Source organism: Streptococcus oralis subsp. dentisani (genome assembly GCF_007475365.1).
GTDB classification, from domain to species: Bacteria; Bacillota; Bacilli; order Lactobacillales; family Streptococcaceae; genus Streptococcus; species Streptococcus mitis_AX.
The window spans coordinates 1,680,108-1,696,866 of the sequence record NZ_CP034442.1; the positions used below are offsets into that span (position 1 = coordinate 1,680,108).

A 16,759-nucleotide genomic window follows, 5' to 3' on the forward strand; every position below is an offset into this window, starting at 1 on the left:
GATTCTGAAAATTTATCAGAAGGACATGGTGATAAGGTTTTTTATAACCATATGACGATTAGAAAAGCCTGATTGACAAGGCTTGGAATTTATTTACAAAGGAGAATCATCTTGGCAGGACATGACGTTCAATACGGGAAACATCGTACCCGTCGTAGTTTTTCAAGAATCAAAGAAGTTCTTGACTTACCAAATTTGATTGAAATTCAAACGGATTCATTCAAAGATTTCCTAGATCACGGTCTTAAGGAAGTGTTTGAAGATGTATTGCCAATTTCAAACTTCACAGACACAATGGAGTTGGAATTTGTTGGCTATGAAATCAAGGAACCAAAATACACGCTCGAAGAAGCTCGTATCCACGATGCTAGCTACTCAGCACCAATTTTTGTAACCTTCCGCTTGATCAATAAAGAAACAGGCGAAATCAAGACCCAAGAAGTCTTCTTTGGTGATTTCCCAATCATGACCGAAATGGGTACTTTCATCATCAATGGTGGTGAACGTATTATCGTTTCTCAGTTGGTCCGCTCACCAGGTGTTTACTTTAATGACAAAGTAGACAAGAACGGTAAAGTGGGCTACGGCTCAACTGTTATCCCTAACCGTGGAGCTTGGTTGGAACTTGAAAGCGACTCAAAAGACATCGCTTATACTCGTATCGACCGTACTCGTAAGATTCCATTTACGACCTTGGTTCGTGCACTTGGTTTCTCAGGTGATGATGAAATCTTTGATATCTTCGGTGACAGTGAATTGGTTCGCAATACTGTTGAAAAAGATATCCACAAGAATCCAATGGACTCTCGTACAGACGAAGCCTTGAAAGAAATCTACGAACGCCTTCGTCCAGGTGAACCTAAGACTGCTGAGAGCTCACGTAGCTTGCTTGTGGCACGTTTCTTCGACCCACGCCGCTACGATTTGGCAGCAGTTGGTCGTTACAAGATCAATAAAAAACTCAACGTTAAAACACGCTTGCTCAACCAAACCATTGCGGAGCCATTGGTAGACCCTGAAACTGGTGAAATCTTGGTAGAAGCTGGTACCGTTATGACTCGCAACGTGATTGAAAGTATCGAGAGTCACTTGGATGGCGACTTGAACAAGATCGTTTATATTCCAAACGATGCAGCTGTTCTGACAGAACCAGTTGTGCTTCAAAAATTCAAGGTTGTTGCCCCAACGGACCCGGACCGTGTTGTAACCATCATCGGAAATGCCAATCCAGACGACAAGGTGCGTGTTGTGACTCCTGCGGATATCCTTGCAGAAATGAGCTACTTCCTCAACTTGGCGGAAGGTATTGGACGTGTGGATGATATCGACCACCTTGGGAACCGTCGTATCCGCGCAGTTGGCGAATTGCTTGCCAACCAAGTGCGTCTTGGACTTTCTCGTATGGAACGTAATGTCCGTGAACGTATGTCTGTTCAGGACAATGAAGTTTTAACACCACAACAAATTATCAATATTCGTCCTGTAACAGCTGCGGTTAAAGAATTCTTTGGTTCATCACAGTTGTCACAGTTCATGGACCAACACAACCCACTTTCTGAGTTATCTCACAAACGCCGTTTGTCAGCCTTAGGACCTGGTGGTTTGACACGTGACCGTGCTGGATATGAAGTCCGTGACGTGCATTACACTCACTATGGTCGTATGTGTCCAATCGAGACACCTGAAGGACCTAACATCGGTTTGATTAACAACTTGTCATCTTACGGACACTTGAACAAGTATGGATTTGTTCAAACTCCATACCGTAAGGTTGACCGTGAAACAGGTGTAGTCACAAACGAAATCGTTTGGTTGACAGCCGATGAAGAAGATGAATTTACTGTAGCGCAGGCTAACTCTCGCCTCAACGAAGATGGTACTTTTGCTGAGAAAGTTGTCATGGGACGTCATCAAGGGGTCAACCAAGAGTATCCAGCAGAAGTGGTTGACTACATGGACGTGTCACCGAAACAGGTAGTTGCCGTTGCGACTGCATGTATTCCTTTCTTGGAAAACGATGACTCCAACCGTGCCCTCATGGGTGCCAACATGCAACGTCAGGCTGTGCCATTGATTGATCCAAAAGCTCCTTACGTTGGTACTGGTATGGAGTATCAAGCAGCCCATGACTCTGGAGCGGCTGTGATTGCTCAGTATGATGGTAAAGTTACATACGCAGATGCTGACAAGGTAGAAGTACGCCGTGAAGATAGCTCACTTGATGTTTACCACATCCAAAAATTCCGTCGTTCAAACTCAGGTACTGCTTACAACCAACGGACTCTCGTAAAAGTTGGTGATGTCGTTGAAAAAGGCGACTTTATCGCTGACGGACCTTCTATGGAAAAAGGGGAAATGGCGCTTGGACAAAACCCAATCGTTGCCTACATGACTTGGGAAGGTTATAACTTCGAGGATGCCGTTATCATGAGCGAACGCTTGGTCAAAGACGATGTCTACACATCTGTTCACCTCGAAGAATACGAATCAGAAACACGCGATACAAAGCTTGGGCCTGAAGAAATCACTCGCGAAATTCCGAACGTTGGGGAAGATGCGCTTAAAGACCTTGATGAAATGGGTATTATCCGTATCGGTGCTGAGGTTAAAGAAGGTGATATCCTTGTAGGTAAAGTAACACCTAAGGGTGAGAAAGACCTTTCAGCTGAAGAACGTCTTTTGCACGCTATCTTCGGAGACAAGTCTCGTGAAGTGCGTGACACTTCTCTTCGTGTACCTCACGGTGCTGATGGTGTCGTTCGTGATGTTAAGATCTTTACCCGTGCAAATGGAGATGAGTTGCAATCAGGTGTTAACATGCTGGTTCGCGTCTACATCGCTCAAAAACGTAAGATCAAGGTCGGAGATAAGATGGCTGGACGTCACGGAAACAAAGGGGTTGTCTCTCGTATCGTTCCTGTAGAAGACATGCCTTACCTTCCAGACGGAACTCCAGTCGATATCATGTTGAACCCACTTGGGGTGCCATCACGTATGAATATCGGTCAGGTTATGGAACTCCACCTTGGTATGGCAGCCCGTACTCTTGGTATTCACATCGCAACGCCAGTCTTTGACGGAGCAAGTTCTGAAGACCTTTGGTCAACCGTTAAAGAAGCAGGTATGGATAGCGATGCTAAGACGATTCTTTACGATGGACGTACAGGTGAGCCGTTTGATAACCGTGTGTCAGTTGGTGTCATGTACATGATCAAACTCCACCACATGGTTGACGATAAATTGCACGCGCGTTCAGTCGGACCATACTCAACCGTTACCCAACAGCCACTCGGAGGTAAAGCTCAGTTTGGTGGACAACGTTTCGGTGAGATGGAGGTTTGGGCTCTTGAAGCCTACGGTGCGTCAAATGTTCTCCAAGAAATCTTGACTTACAAGTCTGACGATATCAACGGACGTTTGAAAGCTTATGAAGCTATCACAAAAGGAAAACCAATTCCAAAACCAGGTGTCCCAGAATCCTTCCGAGTTCTTGTAAAAGAATTGCAATCTCTTGGTCTTGACATGCGTGTCCTTGACGAAGATGATCAAGAAGTGGAACTTCGTGACTTGGATGAAGGAATGGACGAAGATGTCATCCACGTAGATGACCTTGAAAAAGCCCGCGAAAAAGCAGCCCAAGATGCAAAAGCAGCATTTGAAGCTGAAGAAACTGCAAAAGCGGAAGCAACAGAAGAAGCTGCTGACCAAGAATAAGCAGTTCACTTAGAATAGAAAGGGAAGAAATAGTGGTTGATGTAAATCGTTTTAAAAGTATGCAAATCACCCTAGCTTCTCCAAGCAAAGTCCGTTCATGGTCTTATGGAGAAGTCAAAAAACCTGAAACAATCAATTACCGTACGTTGAAACCAGAACGTGAAGGACTCTTTGACGAAGTCATCTTCGGTCCTACAAAGGACTGGGAATGTGCTTGTGGTAAGTACAAACGCATTCGTTACAGAGGGATTGTTTGTGACCGTTGTGGGGTTGAAGTAACGCGTACAAAAGTTCGTCGTGAGCGTATGGGGCACATCGAGTTGAAAGCTCCTGTATCTCACATCTGGTATTTCAAGGGGATTCCAAGTCGTATGGGCTTGACCCTTGATATGAGCCCTCGTGCCCTCGAGGAAGTTATCTACTTTGCGGCTTATGTAGTGATTGATCCGAAGGATACACCACTTGAGCACAAGTCTATCATGACAGAGCGCGAATACCGTGAGCGCTTGCGTGAGTATGGCTATGGATCATTCGTTGCCAAGATGGGTGCCGAAGCTATCCAAGACCTTTTGAAACAAGTAGATCTTGAAAAAGAAATTGCTGAACTCAAAGAAGAGTTGAAAACAGCTACTGGACAAAAACGTGTCAAAGCCATCCGTCGTTTGGATGTTTTGGATGCCTTTTACAAGTCTGGAAATAAACCTGAATGGATGATTCTCAATATCCTTCCAGTTATTCCACCAGATCTTCGTCCAATGTTGCAGTTGGATGGTGGCCGTTTTGCCTCATCTGACTTGAACGACCTTTACCGCCGTGTTATCAACCGTAACAACCGCTTGGCTCGTTTGCTTGAGTTGAATGCACCAGGTATCATCGTTCAAAATGAGAAGCGTATGCTTCAAGAAGCGGTTGACGCTTTGATTGATAATGGCCGTCGTGGTCGTCCGATCACAGGACCAGGTAGCCGTCCGCTGAAATCATTGAGCCACATGCTTAAAGGGAAACAAGGACGCTTCCGTCAAAATTTGCTCGGTAAACGTGTTGACTTCTCAGGACGTTCCGTTATCGCCGTTGGTCCAACTCTTAAGATGTACCAATGTGGTGTGCCACGTGAAATGGCGATTGAGCTCTTTAAACCATTTGTGATGCGTGAAATCGTTGCGCGTGATATCGTGCAAAACGTCAAAGCAGCTAAACGCTTGGTGGAACGCGGAGATGAACGTATCTGGGATATCCTTGAAGAAGTAATCAAAGAACACCCAGTACTTTTGAACCGCGCACCGACCCTTCACCGTTTGGGTATCCAAGCCTTCGAGCCAGTCTTGATTGATGGTAAGGCCCTTCGCTTGCACCCACTTGTCTGTGAAGCCTACAATGCCGACTTTGACGGGGACCAAATGGCCATCCACGTACCGCTTTCAGAAGAAGCTCAAGCAGAAGCTCGTATCTTGATGTTGGCTGCTGAGCATATCTTGAACCCGAAAGATGGTAAACCAGTTGTTACTCCATCTCAAGATATGGTTTTGGGTAACTACTACTTGACTATGGAAGAAGCTGGTCGTGAAGGTGAAGGAATGGTCTTCAAAGACCGTGACGAAGCTGTTATGGCTTACCGTAATGGTTATGTTCACCTCCACTCACGTGTTGGTATTGCAACAGACAGCCTCAACAAACCTTGGACAGAAGAGCAAAAACACAAGGTCTTGTTGACAACTGTTGGTAAAATCCTCTTCAACGATATCATGCCAGAAGGTCTACCTTACCTGCAAGAACCAACAAATGCTAACTTAACAGAAGGTGTTCCAGCTAAATACTTCTTGCCGCTTGGTGGAGATATCAAGGAAGCAATCAGCAATCTTGAACTCAACCCTCCATTTAAGAAGAAAAACCTTGGAAATATCATCGCTGAAATTTTCAAACGTTTCCGTACGACAGAAACTTCTGCCCTACTTGACCGTATGAAGGATCTCGGTTACCACCACTCAACTCTTGCAGGATTGACAGTGGGTATAGCCGATATCCCAGTCGTTGAAGACAAGGCTGAAATTATCGAAGAATCACACAAACGAGTAGAACAAATTACCAAACAATTCCGTCGTGGTATGATCACAGACGACGAGCGCTACAACGCTGTTACCGCTGAATGGCGTGCAGCCCGTGAAAAATTGGAGAAACGTTTGGTTGCCAACCAAGATCCTAAGAACCCAATCGTTATGATGATGGACTCTGGAGCCCGTGGTAACATCTCAAACTTCTCACAGCTTGCCGGTATGCGTGGTCTGATGGCCGCTCCGAACGGACGTATCATGGAATTGCCAATCCTTTCAAACTTCCGCGAAGGTTTGTCAGTACTTGAAATGTTCTTCTCAACTCACGGTGCTCGTAAAGGTATGACCGATACGGCCCTTAAGACAGCCGACTCAGGTTACTTGACTCGTCGTTTGGTTGACGTGGCCCAAGACGTTATCATCCGTGAGGACGACTGTGGAACAGACCGTGGCCTCTTGATCCGCTCTATCGCAGAAGGAAAAGAGATGATCGAGTCTCTCGAAGAGCGTCTCAATGGTCGTTACACTAAGAAAACTGTTAAACATCCAGAAACTGGTGCAGTGATCATCGGTCCAAATGAGTTGATTACAGAAGACAAGGCGCGTGAAATTGTCAATGCTGGCGTGGAAGAAGTGACTATCCGTTCCGTATTTACATGTAACACTCGTCATGGTGTCTGCCGTCACTGTTACGGTATCAACTTGGCGACTGGTGATGCGGTCGAAGTTGGTGAAGCAGTTGGTACAATCGCTGCCCAATCTATCGGGGAACCTGGTACACAGCTTACAATGCGTACCTTCCACACGGGTGGGGTTGCCTCAAATACTGATATCACTCAGGGTCTTCCTCGTGTCCAAGAAATCTTTGAAGCCCGCAATCCTAAAGGGGAAGCGGTCATCACAGAGGTCAAGGGTGAGGTTACAGCCATCGAAGAAGATGCTTCAACTCGTACCAAGAAAGTCTTTGTTAAGGGTGAAACTGGCGAAGGTGAATACGTGGTACCATTTACAGCACGTATGCGTGTCGAAGTCGGAGACCAAGTCTCTCGCGGTGCAGCATTGACAGAAGGTTCTATCCAACCAAAACGTCTTCTTGCTGTTCGTGATGTTTTGTCTGTTGAAACCTACCTACTCGGTGAAGTACAAAAAGTTTACCGCAGCCAAGGGGTAGAAATCGGTGACAAACACATCGAGGTAATGGTTCGTCAAATGATCCGTAAAGTTCGTGTCATGGATCCAGGTGACACAGATCTTCTCATGGGCACCCTCATGGATATCAACGACTTTACAGATGCTAACAAAGATGTCCTTATCGCAGGTGGAGTTCCAGCGACTGGTCGCCCAGTTCTTATGGGAATCACCAAAGCCTCACTTGAAACCAACAGTTTCTTGTCAGCGGCTTCCTTCCAGGAAACAACTCGTGTCCTTACAGATGCGGCTATCCGTGGTAAGAAAGACCATCTCCTTGGACTCAAGGAAAATGTTATCATCGGTAAGATCATCCCAGCAGGTACTGGTATGGCTCGCTACCGTAACCTTGAACCACAGGCTATCAATGAAGCATCATATCTGGCTCCTGAACAAGAAGAGACAGAAAACGCTTCAGTAGATGAAACTGTGGAAATCCAAGTTGAAGAAACAGTAGAATAAAAGTAAACAAGAGAACCTTTGGGTTCTCTTTGTTTTACTCTTCTACCTATTGGGGTTAGGTGAGCACGACGCAATATCTCTCAAATCGCTTCAACAATTTTTATAGTTCATTCTCAAAAAAGCAAAAAATATCGAATAGGGGGCTGTCAGAACTTAAAAATAATCCTCACTAATAATTTTCCATTTTTGTCAGTTGAGCGTTAAAACAGGACACTTGAGAAGAGAGAGGAATTTTTATCTTTCTCGCAGAGTATAATCATGTATACGAAGGGAGAACTGAAAATGATAAAATCAATTCGTATCTTATTGTTACTAGCTTTGATCCAGATTAGTTTAAGTAGCTGCTTGCTGTGGAAGGGAACCATCTTAACCTTAAAGCAATCAAGCGCCTATTTTCTAGTGTTTATCGTATTGGCATCAGGTCTGTGCGCGGGGATGAATTTCTTTTATACCCAAAATCAGGATGTTCATAGCATTATAAACAGTCAGAAAAAAGTGAAACTATTTTATAGTACCTTGTTGGTCTTAAACCTAGTAGGTGTCTGTCTTGTGTTGTCGGAGACTATCTTAACACAGACAGCTTTTCAGAAAGAGTTGGTAGACCTTTTCTTGCCTTCCTTCTTTTTCTTGTTTGGCATTGATTTACTTGTTTTTTTACCGTTTGAAAAATACAGCCGAGATTTGGGAGCCACTCTCAATAAGAAAAAAACAGTTGTCCTGACAGTTCTGGCAACCTTGCTGTTCTTGAGAAATCCAATGACAGTTTTATCCATTGTTTTTTATGTCGGTTTAGGCTTCGTTTTTGCTCGTTTTTTATTTCCAAAATCTATGAGAAGAGAATTTTCCTTTTACGGGCATGTAATCCGAGATATTTTACTTGTTAGCGCCATGTGTATATTCTTCTAAAACCACTTTTCGATCAATAAAAATCCCTTATTTTACCAAAGTTGTTATAGTAAGTTTGTAAAGAAAATTCACACAAAAGAAAACTTTTTGGTATAATAGTAACATGTACACAAAAAATGAAGAAGAGCTAATCAATCTGGGAGAACGCCTAGGAACCTTGCTCCAAAAAAATGATGTTTTGATCTTGTCTGGGGAATTGGGTGCTGGTAAAACAACCTTTACCAAGGGTCTTGCCAAGGGCTTGGGTATTCGTCAGATGATCAAAAGTCCAACTTACACCATCGTGAGAGAGTATGAGGGTCGCCTTCCGCTCTACCACTTGGATGTCTATCGGATTGAGGGGGATGCTGATTCGATTGACTTGGATGAGTTTCTCTTTGGTGATGGTGTGACCGTTATCGAGTGGGGACATCTTTTGGGTGAGGATTTGCCAGATTCCTACTTGGAATTGGAACTCTTGAAAGAGGCTGAGGGTCGTCGCCTCTATTTTTCCGCTCAGGGTCCTCGTGCTGAGGAATTGATTAAGGAGCTTCAAGATGGAGTATGAACTTTGTATTCGTGAGGCTGAAGCTCATGATGCAGCTGCTTTGGTTGCATTCTTGGATTTAGTTGGACAGGAGACAGATTTCACCAGTCTGGATGAAAATAGTATCCTGATGACAGAATCTGAAATGGCGCTTTTTATTGAAAAGCAAGCGACTTCAGATAACCAAATCACTCTCCTAGCACTCCTGAATGATGAAATTGCAGGTGTTTTGAACATCACGGCAGAGCAACGTATACGTGTTCGTCATATTGGGGATATCTTTCTGGTCATCCAAAGGAAGTTTTGGAATCATGGCTTAGGAAGCATACTCCTTGAAGAAGGCATTGAGTGGGCTAAAACCAGTGGAGTTTTGTGTCGTTTGCAGCTCAGTGTACAAAAGCGCCACGAGGCAGCTATCCACCTCTATTCAAAATTTGGATTTGTTACAGAAGGCTTACAAGAAAGAGGAGCCTATTTAAAAGAAGGGATATTTTTAGACGTTTACCTGATGGGTAGACTGATAGATAAATGATAAGATGGTAAAAAAAATAATCGGAATGCTACTAGCTTTTCTAACCGTAACGGCTTTAGGTGTGGGTGCGTATGCCTATACTATTTATTATCAAGGAACTGAAACCTTAAGTAAAAAAACTTATAAGAAAATTGGTGAAGAAACCAACGTTATCGAGGCGACAGAGCCTTTGACCATTCTTTTGATGGGGGTAGATACGGGAAATGTAGAACGTACAGACCCTTGGGCGGGGAATAGTGATTCCATGATTCTTTTGACAGTCAATCCAAAAACCAAGAAAACCACTATGATGAGTTTAGAACGGGATATTTTGACCAAGATTGAAACTGGAAATGGCCAAGTTCAGGAGGCGAAACTCAATGCTGCCTATGCCAATGGCGGTGCAGAGTTGGCTATTTCAACCATTCAAAAAATGATGAATATTCATATCGATCGTTATGTGATGGTCAACATGCAAGGACTCCAACAGCTAGTTGATGCAGTTGGGGGCATCACAGTCAACAACACACTCGGTTTTCCAATTTCGATTGCTGATCAGGAAGAATTTAATAAAATCTCGATTGGAGTCGGTGAGCAAACTTTGAATGGTGAGGAAGCTCTGGTCTATTCACGGATGCGTTATCAGGATCCTGAGGGAGACTATGGTCGTCAAAAACGTCAACGTGAAGTCATTCAAAAGATTATGGAAAAGGTCTTGAGCCTCAATAGTATCAGTCATTATCAAGCTATCTTAAAAGCGCTTAGTGATAATATGCAGACAAATGTTGATTTGTCTGCCTCCAGTATTCCACAACTACTTGGTTACCAAGATTCCTTTAAAAACATCGAAACTCATCAACTTCGTGGTGAAGATGCTGAGTTGCAAGGAATCTCTTATCAAATCGTAACGACGGAGCATATGCTGGAAATGCAAAATCTCTTGCGTCGTTCCCTAGGGAGAGAGGGCGTTGCAGAGTTGGAGACCAACGCTGTTCTATATGAAAATCTTTATGGTCGAACAGCACCTTCCACAAATGCTTCAAACGAAGAGATAGAATAAAACGAAGAATCAAATCGTGGGACTTTCCTGCGATTTTTTCAAAAAGAATCCGAATAGATAAGTAGGAGGAAAGATGAAAGCAGAAATTATTGCTGTAGGAACGGAAATTTTAACAGGGCAGATCGTCAATACCAACGCCCAGTTTTTATCAGAAAAGCTAGCAGAAATTGGAGTAGATGTCTACTTCCAAACAGCTGTCGGAGATAATGAAGCGCGTCTCATGTCCTTGCTAGAGATTGCGAGTTCGCGTAGTAGTCTAGTCATTTTGACAGGGGGCTTAGGGCCAACTGAGGATGATTTGACCAAACAAACTCTGGCAAAATTTTTAGGAAAAGATCTAGTGTTTGACCCTCAAGCGCAAGAGAAATTAGATATCTTTTTTGCTCATAGACCTGACTATGCTCGGACACCGAATAATGAGCGCCAAGCCCAAATTGTAGAAGGGGCGACTCCACTGCCAAATGAGACAGGTTTAGCAGTAGGAGGGGTGTTGGAAGTGGATGGTGTGACCTACGTGGTTCTCCCAGGACCTCCTAGTGAGTTGAAACCTATGGTCTTAAATCAACTCTTACCTAAGTTAATGACTGGTGCCAAGTTGTACTCACGAGTGCTCCGTTTCTTTGGGATTGGTGAAAGTCAGTTGGTGACCATTTTAGCGGATTTGATTGACTATCAAACCGATCCGACTTTGGCGCCTTATGCCAAAACGGGAGAAGTGACCTTGCGTTTGTCTACAAAAGCAGTCAGTCAAGAAAAGGCTGATCAAGCACTGGACATTTTGGAAAATCAAATCTTGAATCGCCAGACTTTCGAGGGACTTTCTCTGCGAGACATATGTTATGGATATGGCGAAGAGGCCAGCCTAGCAAGTGTCGTTGTAGAAGAGCTTAAGAAGAGAAAGAAAAGCATTACTGCAGCAGAGAGCTTGACGGCAGGCCTTTTTCAAGCGACATTAGCAGACTTTTCAGGCGTTTCTGCCATTTTTAATGGCGGTTTTGTCACATACAGTTTAGAAGAAAAGTCTAAGATGCTGGATATTTCCGAGCAAGAGCTGAAAGAACACGGGGTCGTTTCAGAGTTTACGGCTCAAAAGATGGCAGAGCAGGCACGGCTAAAGACTCAGTCTGATTATGGAGTCAGTTTGACGGGTGTGGCTGGGCCAGATAGCCTAGAGGGGCATCCAGCTGGGACAGTCTTTATTGGCTTGGCACATGCAAAAGGAACAGAGGTGATCAAGGCTAATATCGCAGGGCGGAGCCGAGCAGATGTTCGTCAGATTGCGGTCATGCATGCCTTTAACCTAGTTCGCAAGGCTTTATTAAGTGACTAACTTTTGATATAATAGTAGATAGGCCTTAGGACTATTAGAATACAGGAGAATAGAATGGCGAAAAAACCAAAAAAATTAGATGAAATTTCAAAAAAGTTTGGAGCGGATCGTGAAAAGGCTTTGAACGATGCCCTTAAATTGATTGAAAAAGACTTCGGTAAAGGCTCAATCATGCGCTTGGGTGAGCGTGCGGAGCAAAAAGTGCAAGTGATGAGCTCAGGCTCATTGGCGCTTGATATTGCACTTGGATCAGGTGGTTATCCTAAGGGACGTATCATCGAAATCTATGGACCAGAATCATCTGGTAAAACAACAGTTGCCCTTCATGCTGTCGCGCAAGCGCAGAAGGAAGGTGGCATTGCGGCCTTTATCGATGCCGAGCATGCCCTTGATCCGGCTTATGCAGCAGCCCTTGGTGTAAATATTGATGAATTGCTCTTGTCACAACCAGACTCAGGGGAGCAAGGTCTTGAAATTGCTGGAAAATTGATTGACTCAGGTGCAGTTGACCTCGTCGTTATTGACTCAGTTGCGGCCCTTGTACCTCGTGCAGAAATTGATGGAGATATTGGAGACAGCCACGTTGGTTTGCAAGCTCGTATGATGAGCCAGGCCATGCGTAAACTTGGTGCTTCTATCAATAAGACCAAAACAATTGCCATCTTTATCAACCAGTTGCGTGAAAAAGTTGGGGTCATGTTTGGAAATCCAGAAACAACACCTGGTGGACGTGCTCTGAAATTCTACGCTTCGGTCCGTTTGGATGTTCGTGGGAGCACACAAATCAAAGGAACTGGTGACCAAAAAGATACCAATGTCGGTAAGGAAACCAAGATCAAGGTCGTGAAAAACAAGGTGGCTCCACCATTTAAGGAAGCTTTTGTTGAAATCATGTACGGAGAAGGGATTTCTAAGACCGGTGAGCTCTTGAAGATTGCAAGTGATCTCGATATTATCCAAAAAGCAGGAGCATGGTACTCTTACAAGGGTGAAAAGATCGGGCAAGGATCTGAAAATGCTAAGAAATACTTGGCAGATCACCCAGAGATTTTTGATGAGATTGACCATCAGGTTCGTGTTCAATACGGTTTGATTGAAGATGAAGAAGGGACAACTCCTACTTCTGGCGTTGAGGATCTAGCACCTAACCAAGAAGTAACACTTGACCTAGGCGATGGACTTGAAATCGAAATCGAAGAATAACATAAAAAGTAGCAGATAGGAACTGCTACTTTTTATGTTTATTTAGGATGAAAGAACTAATGGTCACTAAAACGACGATACTCGATATGAAAGTCAAAGTAATGTTCATCCTGTAACTTCTGGAAGATGTCACGATAGGCTTCCTCGTCGAAATGGTCACCGCGGTAGAGAATTTCAAAACTCAAATCATCGTACTCTAGAAAAGCGTTGGCTGTTTTGAAACCATTTTGGCGATAGAAGTCCATTCTAGCCTTCCTTTGCTCCAAGTTATCGCATTCTTCATCTAATCGCTCGACTTCCAGCAACATGGTTCGCTGGTAAAAATCTGTTAGCTTTTCGATAATTTCCTTTCCGTACCCGTGGCTTCTCAGGTGGGGCATGATGGCAAAAAAGCTGATATAGAAAGCTTTGGGGTTGGAAATAGAGAAAGCAAAGCCGACAAACTCTTCCTGGTTATAAAAGGCAAAGAAGTGGGCGTCATCTCGGTCTTGATAGCGTAAAAACTCTGACAGAGGGACTCGTTCTTCCTCAGGGAAAGCTTCCTTGTTTAGCTTTTCAACCTTATCAAGATCCGGAAATGCATCTGTTATTAATTGACTGGTCAAACTCATAAATGACCTCCTTTTCTTGATTATAGCAAATTGTCCCTCTGTAAGCAATTGATTTTAAGAAATCCAAGCAATTCTTGTCGCTCCTTTAGAAAGCTGATATAATAGCTTTATGAATAAGAAAAGAAAAGTGGATTTGGTCAATGGTCCAATCCTTCCTTCGCTTTTAAGCTTTGCCTTTCCAATCTTACTGTCTAATATCTTTCAACAGCTTTATAATACGGCTGATGTCTTGATTGTTGGGCGTTTTCTTGGCCAAGAATCCTTGGCAGCAGTAGGAGCGACAACGGCCATTTTTGACTTGATTATAGGCTTTACGCTTGGTGTGGGAAATGGCATGGGGATTGTCATTGCCCGCTATTATGGGGCTCGTAATTTCACCAAAATCAAGGAAGCGGTCGCTGCAACCTGGATTTTAGGAGGGCTTCTAAGTATTTTAGTTATGCTGATGGGATTTGTCGGCCTGTATCCACTCTTGCAATACTTAGATACTCCTGCAGAAATCCTCCCCCAATCCTATCAATATATTTCTATGATTGTGACCTGTGTAGGCGTCAGCTTCGCTTATAATCTCTTTGCAGGCTTGTTGCGGTCTATTGGTGACAGTCTGGCTGCGCTTGGTTTTCTGATTTTCTCTGCTCTGGTCAATGTGGTTCTAGATCTCTATTTTATTACGCAGCTACAACTGGGAGTTCAATCTGCGGGACTTGCTACTATTGTCTCACAAGGGTTATCAGCGGTTCTTTGTTTTTATTATATCCGCAAAAGCGTTCCAGAACTCTTGCCACAGTTTAAACATTTCAAATGGGACAAGGCCTTGTATGCGGATCTTTTGGAGCAAGGTTTGGCTATGGGTTTGATGAGTTCGATTGTGTCCATTGGTAGTGTGATTTTACAGTCTTCTGTCAATACTTTTGGAGCCGTGATTATTAGTGCCCAAACAGCGGCTCGACGCATTATGGCCTTTGCTCTGCTTCCTATGACGGCTATTTCTTCTGCCATGACGACCTTTGCTTCTCAGAATCTTGGTGCGAAACGACCCGACCGCATTGTTCAAGGTCTTGGTATTGGGAGTCGATTGAGTATATCCTGGGCAGTTTTTGTTTGTGTATTCCTCTTTTTTGCTAGTCCGACCTTAGTTTCCTTCTTGGCCAGTTCGACAGATGGTTACTTGGTTGAAAATGGTAGCCTCTACCTGCAAATCAGTTCAGTCTTTTATCCGATTTTGAGCCTCTTGTTGATTTATCGCAATTGTTTGCAGGGTTTGGGGCAAAAAGTCCTTCCTCTGGTTTCTAGTTTTATTGAATTAATCGGTAAAATTGCTTTTGTGGTTTTGATTATCCCTTGGGCAGGGTATACGGGAGTTATCCTCTGTGAACCTCTTATCTGGGTTGCCATGACTATCCAACTGTACTTTTCACTTTTCCGCCATCCCCTGATAAAAGAAGGCAAGGAAATCTTGGAAGCCAAAGGACAATCCTAGCTGGATTTGCTGAACAAAATCCATTTCCTCTAGTGAAAATCGAAAAAACTTGTGTTATAATAAGAAAGATTAAAATGTGAAAAAAGGAGATTCCTAATGGGACGTAAATGGGCCAATATCGTAGCCAAGAAAACGGCTAAAGATGGAGCTAACTCTAAAGTATATGCAAAATTTGGTGTAGAAATCTATGTAGCAGCTAAAAAAGGTGATCCAGACCCAGAATCAAACACTGCTTTGAAATTCGTTATTGACCGTGCTAAACAAGCCCAAGTGCCAAAGCACGTTATCGATAAAGCGATTGATAAAGCAAAAGGAAACACAGACGAAACCTTTACAGAAGGACGTTACGAAGGATTTGGACCAAATGGTTCTATGCTGATTGTGGATACCTTGACTTCAAACGTCAACCGTACCGCAGCTAATGTCCGTGCTGCCTTTGGTAAAAACGGCGGAAACATGGGGGCTTCAGGTTCTGTTTCTTACCTCTTTGACAACAAGGGTGTTATCGTATTTGCAGGTGATGATGCGGATGCAATCTTTGAACTTTTGCTCGAAGCTGATGTGGATGTGGATGATGTAGAAGCAGAAGATGGAACAATCACGGTTTACACAGCTCCAACTGACCTTCATAAGGCTATCGTTGCCCTTCGTGAGTCTGGCATCGAAGAATTCCAAGTGACTGAATTGGAAATGATTCCTCAATCAGAGGTTGAGTTGTCAGGTGATGACCTTGAAACCTTTGAAAAACTTTACGGCGTCCTTGAAGACGACGAAGACGTACAAAAAATCTATACCAACGTAGATGGATTCTAATAGAAAAACGAACAGTTTTACTAGCTGTTCGTTTTTTTGATATTTGAACTTAGACTCTGGTTTCAGAATCGTTTTGTTGCTTGCTTTTTTCTAGACCTAGACCGACTGCATGTTTTTGGACGAGCAAGAGCTCTCCATTGTCATCTTTTGCAAAAGTTAAGGTAATAGTCTTGGTCTTGTCTCCAATAGAGATATAGGTGATTTTTTTCGTATTGTAACCCCCAAGAGTGAAGTCAAACTCGGAATCTGGCAGTCCGTGTTTGTTGATAATATCCTTGTAGTTGGTACCACCTTTTCCTTTGTTGTCAAGGTCACCTTCGATTAAAGCGTCGAACTGTTCTTGGGTCCAAGTGAAGGTATCGGCTTCTTCCTCCTCAGGGATGGAATAGGCACTATCATCTGTCAAGTCGCTTTCTTCTTCGCGTTCCATTGAGGAACTTGCCTCTCTATAGGAACGGTTAAACTCCCTGGCAAACTCTTTGTAGATATTAGCGTACAGTATCTGGGTCGTAAAGAAAAGTACAACAGAGGCAACTGCGAGGGATGTTCCGATAATGGCCATTATTTTTCGTTTTTTGAGGTTGACGATAAGGCCGATAATTCCCAAAATCAAAGCAACAATAGCGATGAAAAACGATAGATAGTTAATAAACGGGATCCAGGATCCTAAAAGTGCGATGGCTCCAAAAATAGTTGCTAAGATTCCTAAAACTCTTTGTTCTTCTGGTTTCATTTGAAAGTTTTCTCCCTTCATCGAGTGAATGGATTCTTATCCATGGTAGCTAGTGCTTATTATAGAGAAAATATTCTCCAATGTCAATTCAGACTAGAATAGTTCTCAAGGAAACTTTTTTCTTGACATATTTTGTGCAAGTGGTAAAATAGTTCTCATGAAAACTTAATTGTT

Annotated in this window: 12 protein-coding genes; 10 read left to right on the top strand and 2 right to left on the bottom strand. The window is 43.4% G+C overall.

Going from position 1 to position 16,759, the window contains the following annotated elements; genetic code table 11:
• Positions 1 to 111 precede the first annotated feature (111 nt).
• The 8 genes from rpoB to recA all read left to right on the top strand — a co-directional run bounded on the left by rpoB (position 112) and on the right by recA (position 12,948).
• Positions 112 to 3,714 carry a DNA-directed RNA polymerase subunit beta gene (rpoB, locus tag EJF26_RS08635; RefSeq protein ID WP_000907168.1) on the top strand — a complete coding sequence of 1,201 codons (3,603 nt, stop codon included), beginning with the start codon at positions 112 to 114 and terminating at the stop codon, positions 3,712 to 3,714.
• A gap of 32 nt (positions 3,715 to 3,746) precedes the next feature.
• Positions 3,747 to 7,412 (top strand): DNA-directed RNA polymerase subunit beta', encoded by a 3,666-nt coding sequence (rpoC, locus tag EJF26_RS08640; RefSeq protein ID WP_000228751.1) that lies wholly within the window; start codon positions 3,747 to 3,749, stop codon positions 7,410 to 7,412.
• A gap of 282 nt (positions 7,413 to 7,694) precedes the next feature.
• Complete coding sequence (locus EJF26_RS08645) at positions 7,695 to 8,318, top strand: hypothetical protein (protein WP_004246590.1); 624 nt, start codon at positions 7,695 to 7,697, stop codon at positions 8,316 to 8,318.
• Positions 8,319 to 8,421: 103 nt separating this feature from the next.
• Complete coding sequence (tsaE, locus tag EJF26_RS08650; RefSeq protein WP_000288225.1) at positions 8,422 to 8,865, top strand: tRNA (adenosine(37)-N6)-threonylcarbamoyltransferase complex ATPase subunit type 1 TsaE; 444 nt, start codon at positions 8,422 to 8,424, stop codon at positions 8,863 to 8,865.
• Entirely contained in the window at positions 8,855 to 9,376 is a 522-nt protein-coding gene (locus EJF26_RS08655) for a GNAT family N-acetyltransferase (RefSeq protein WP_000455508.1), read from the top strand. The genes tsaE and EJF26_RS08655 overlap by 11 nt, the downstream gene beginning before the upstream one ends.
• Before the next feature lie 4 nt (positions 9,377 to 9,380).
• Positions 9,381 to 10,415 carry a glycopolymer--peptidoglycan transferase LytR gene (gene lytR, locus EJF26_RS08660; RefSeq protein ID WP_025168957.1) on the top strand — a complete coding sequence of 345 codons (1,035 nt, stop codon included), beginning with the start codon at positions 9,381 to 9,383 and terminating at the stop codon, positions 10,413 to 10,415.
• A gap of 73 nt (positions 10,416 to 10,488) precedes the next feature.
• Entirely contained in the window at positions 10,489 to 11,745 is a 1,257-nt protein-coding gene (locus EJF26_RS08665; RefSeq protein WP_000642698.1) for a competence/damage-inducible protein A, read from the top strand.
• A gap of 54 nt (positions 11,746 to 11,799) precedes the next feature.
• Positions 11,800 to 12,948, top strand: coding sequence for a recombinase RecA (gene recA / locus EJF26_RS08670; protein WP_001085445.1), 1,149 nt, complete (start codon positions 11,800 to 11,802; stop codon positions 12,946 to 12,948).
• 56 nt (positions 12,949 to 13,004) lie between these two features.
• On the opposite strand, the gene EJF26_RS08675 is transcribed toward recA, so the two are convergent.
• Positions 13,005 to 13,559, bottom strand: a complete 555-nt coding sequence (locus EJF26_RS08675) for a GNAT family N-acetyltransferase (RefSeq protein WP_000060279.1) — start codon at positions 13,557 to 13,559, stop codon at positions 13,005 to 13,007.
• A gap of 109 nt (positions 13,560 to 13,668) precedes the next feature.
• Between EJF26_RS08675 and EJF26_RS08680 the strand changes: the two genes are divergently transcribed.
• Both EJF26_RS08680 and EJF26_RS08685 read left to right on the top strand, forming a co-directional pair.
• The gene (locus tag EJF26_RS08680; RefSeq protein ID WP_001036201.1) at positions 13,669 to 15,039 is read left to right on the top strand and encodes an MATE family efflux transporter; all 1,371 of its coding nucleotides are present in this window, start codon (positions 13,669 to 13,671) and stop codon (positions 15,037 to 15,039) included.
• A 96-nt stretch (positions 15,040 to 15,135) separates the two neighbouring features.
• The gene (locus tag EJF26_RS08685) at positions 15,136 to 15,852 is read left to right on the top strand and encodes a YebC/PmpR family DNA-binding transcriptional regulator (protein WP_000532888.1); all 717 of its coding nucleotides are present in this window, start codon (positions 15,136 to 15,138) and stop codon (positions 15,850 to 15,852) included.
• A gap of 49 nt (positions 15,853 to 15,901) precedes the next feature.
• Here the strand turns inward: EJF26_RS08685 and EJF26_RS08690 are convergent, their stop codons facing one another.
• Positions 15,902 to 16,606, bottom strand: coding sequence for a DUF308 domain-containing protein (locus EJF26_RS08690; RefSeq protein ID WP_000675585.1), 705 nt, complete (start codon positions 16,604 to 16,606; stop codon positions 15,902 to 15,904).
• Between the last annotated feature and the right edge of the window lie 153 nt (positions 16,607 to 16,759).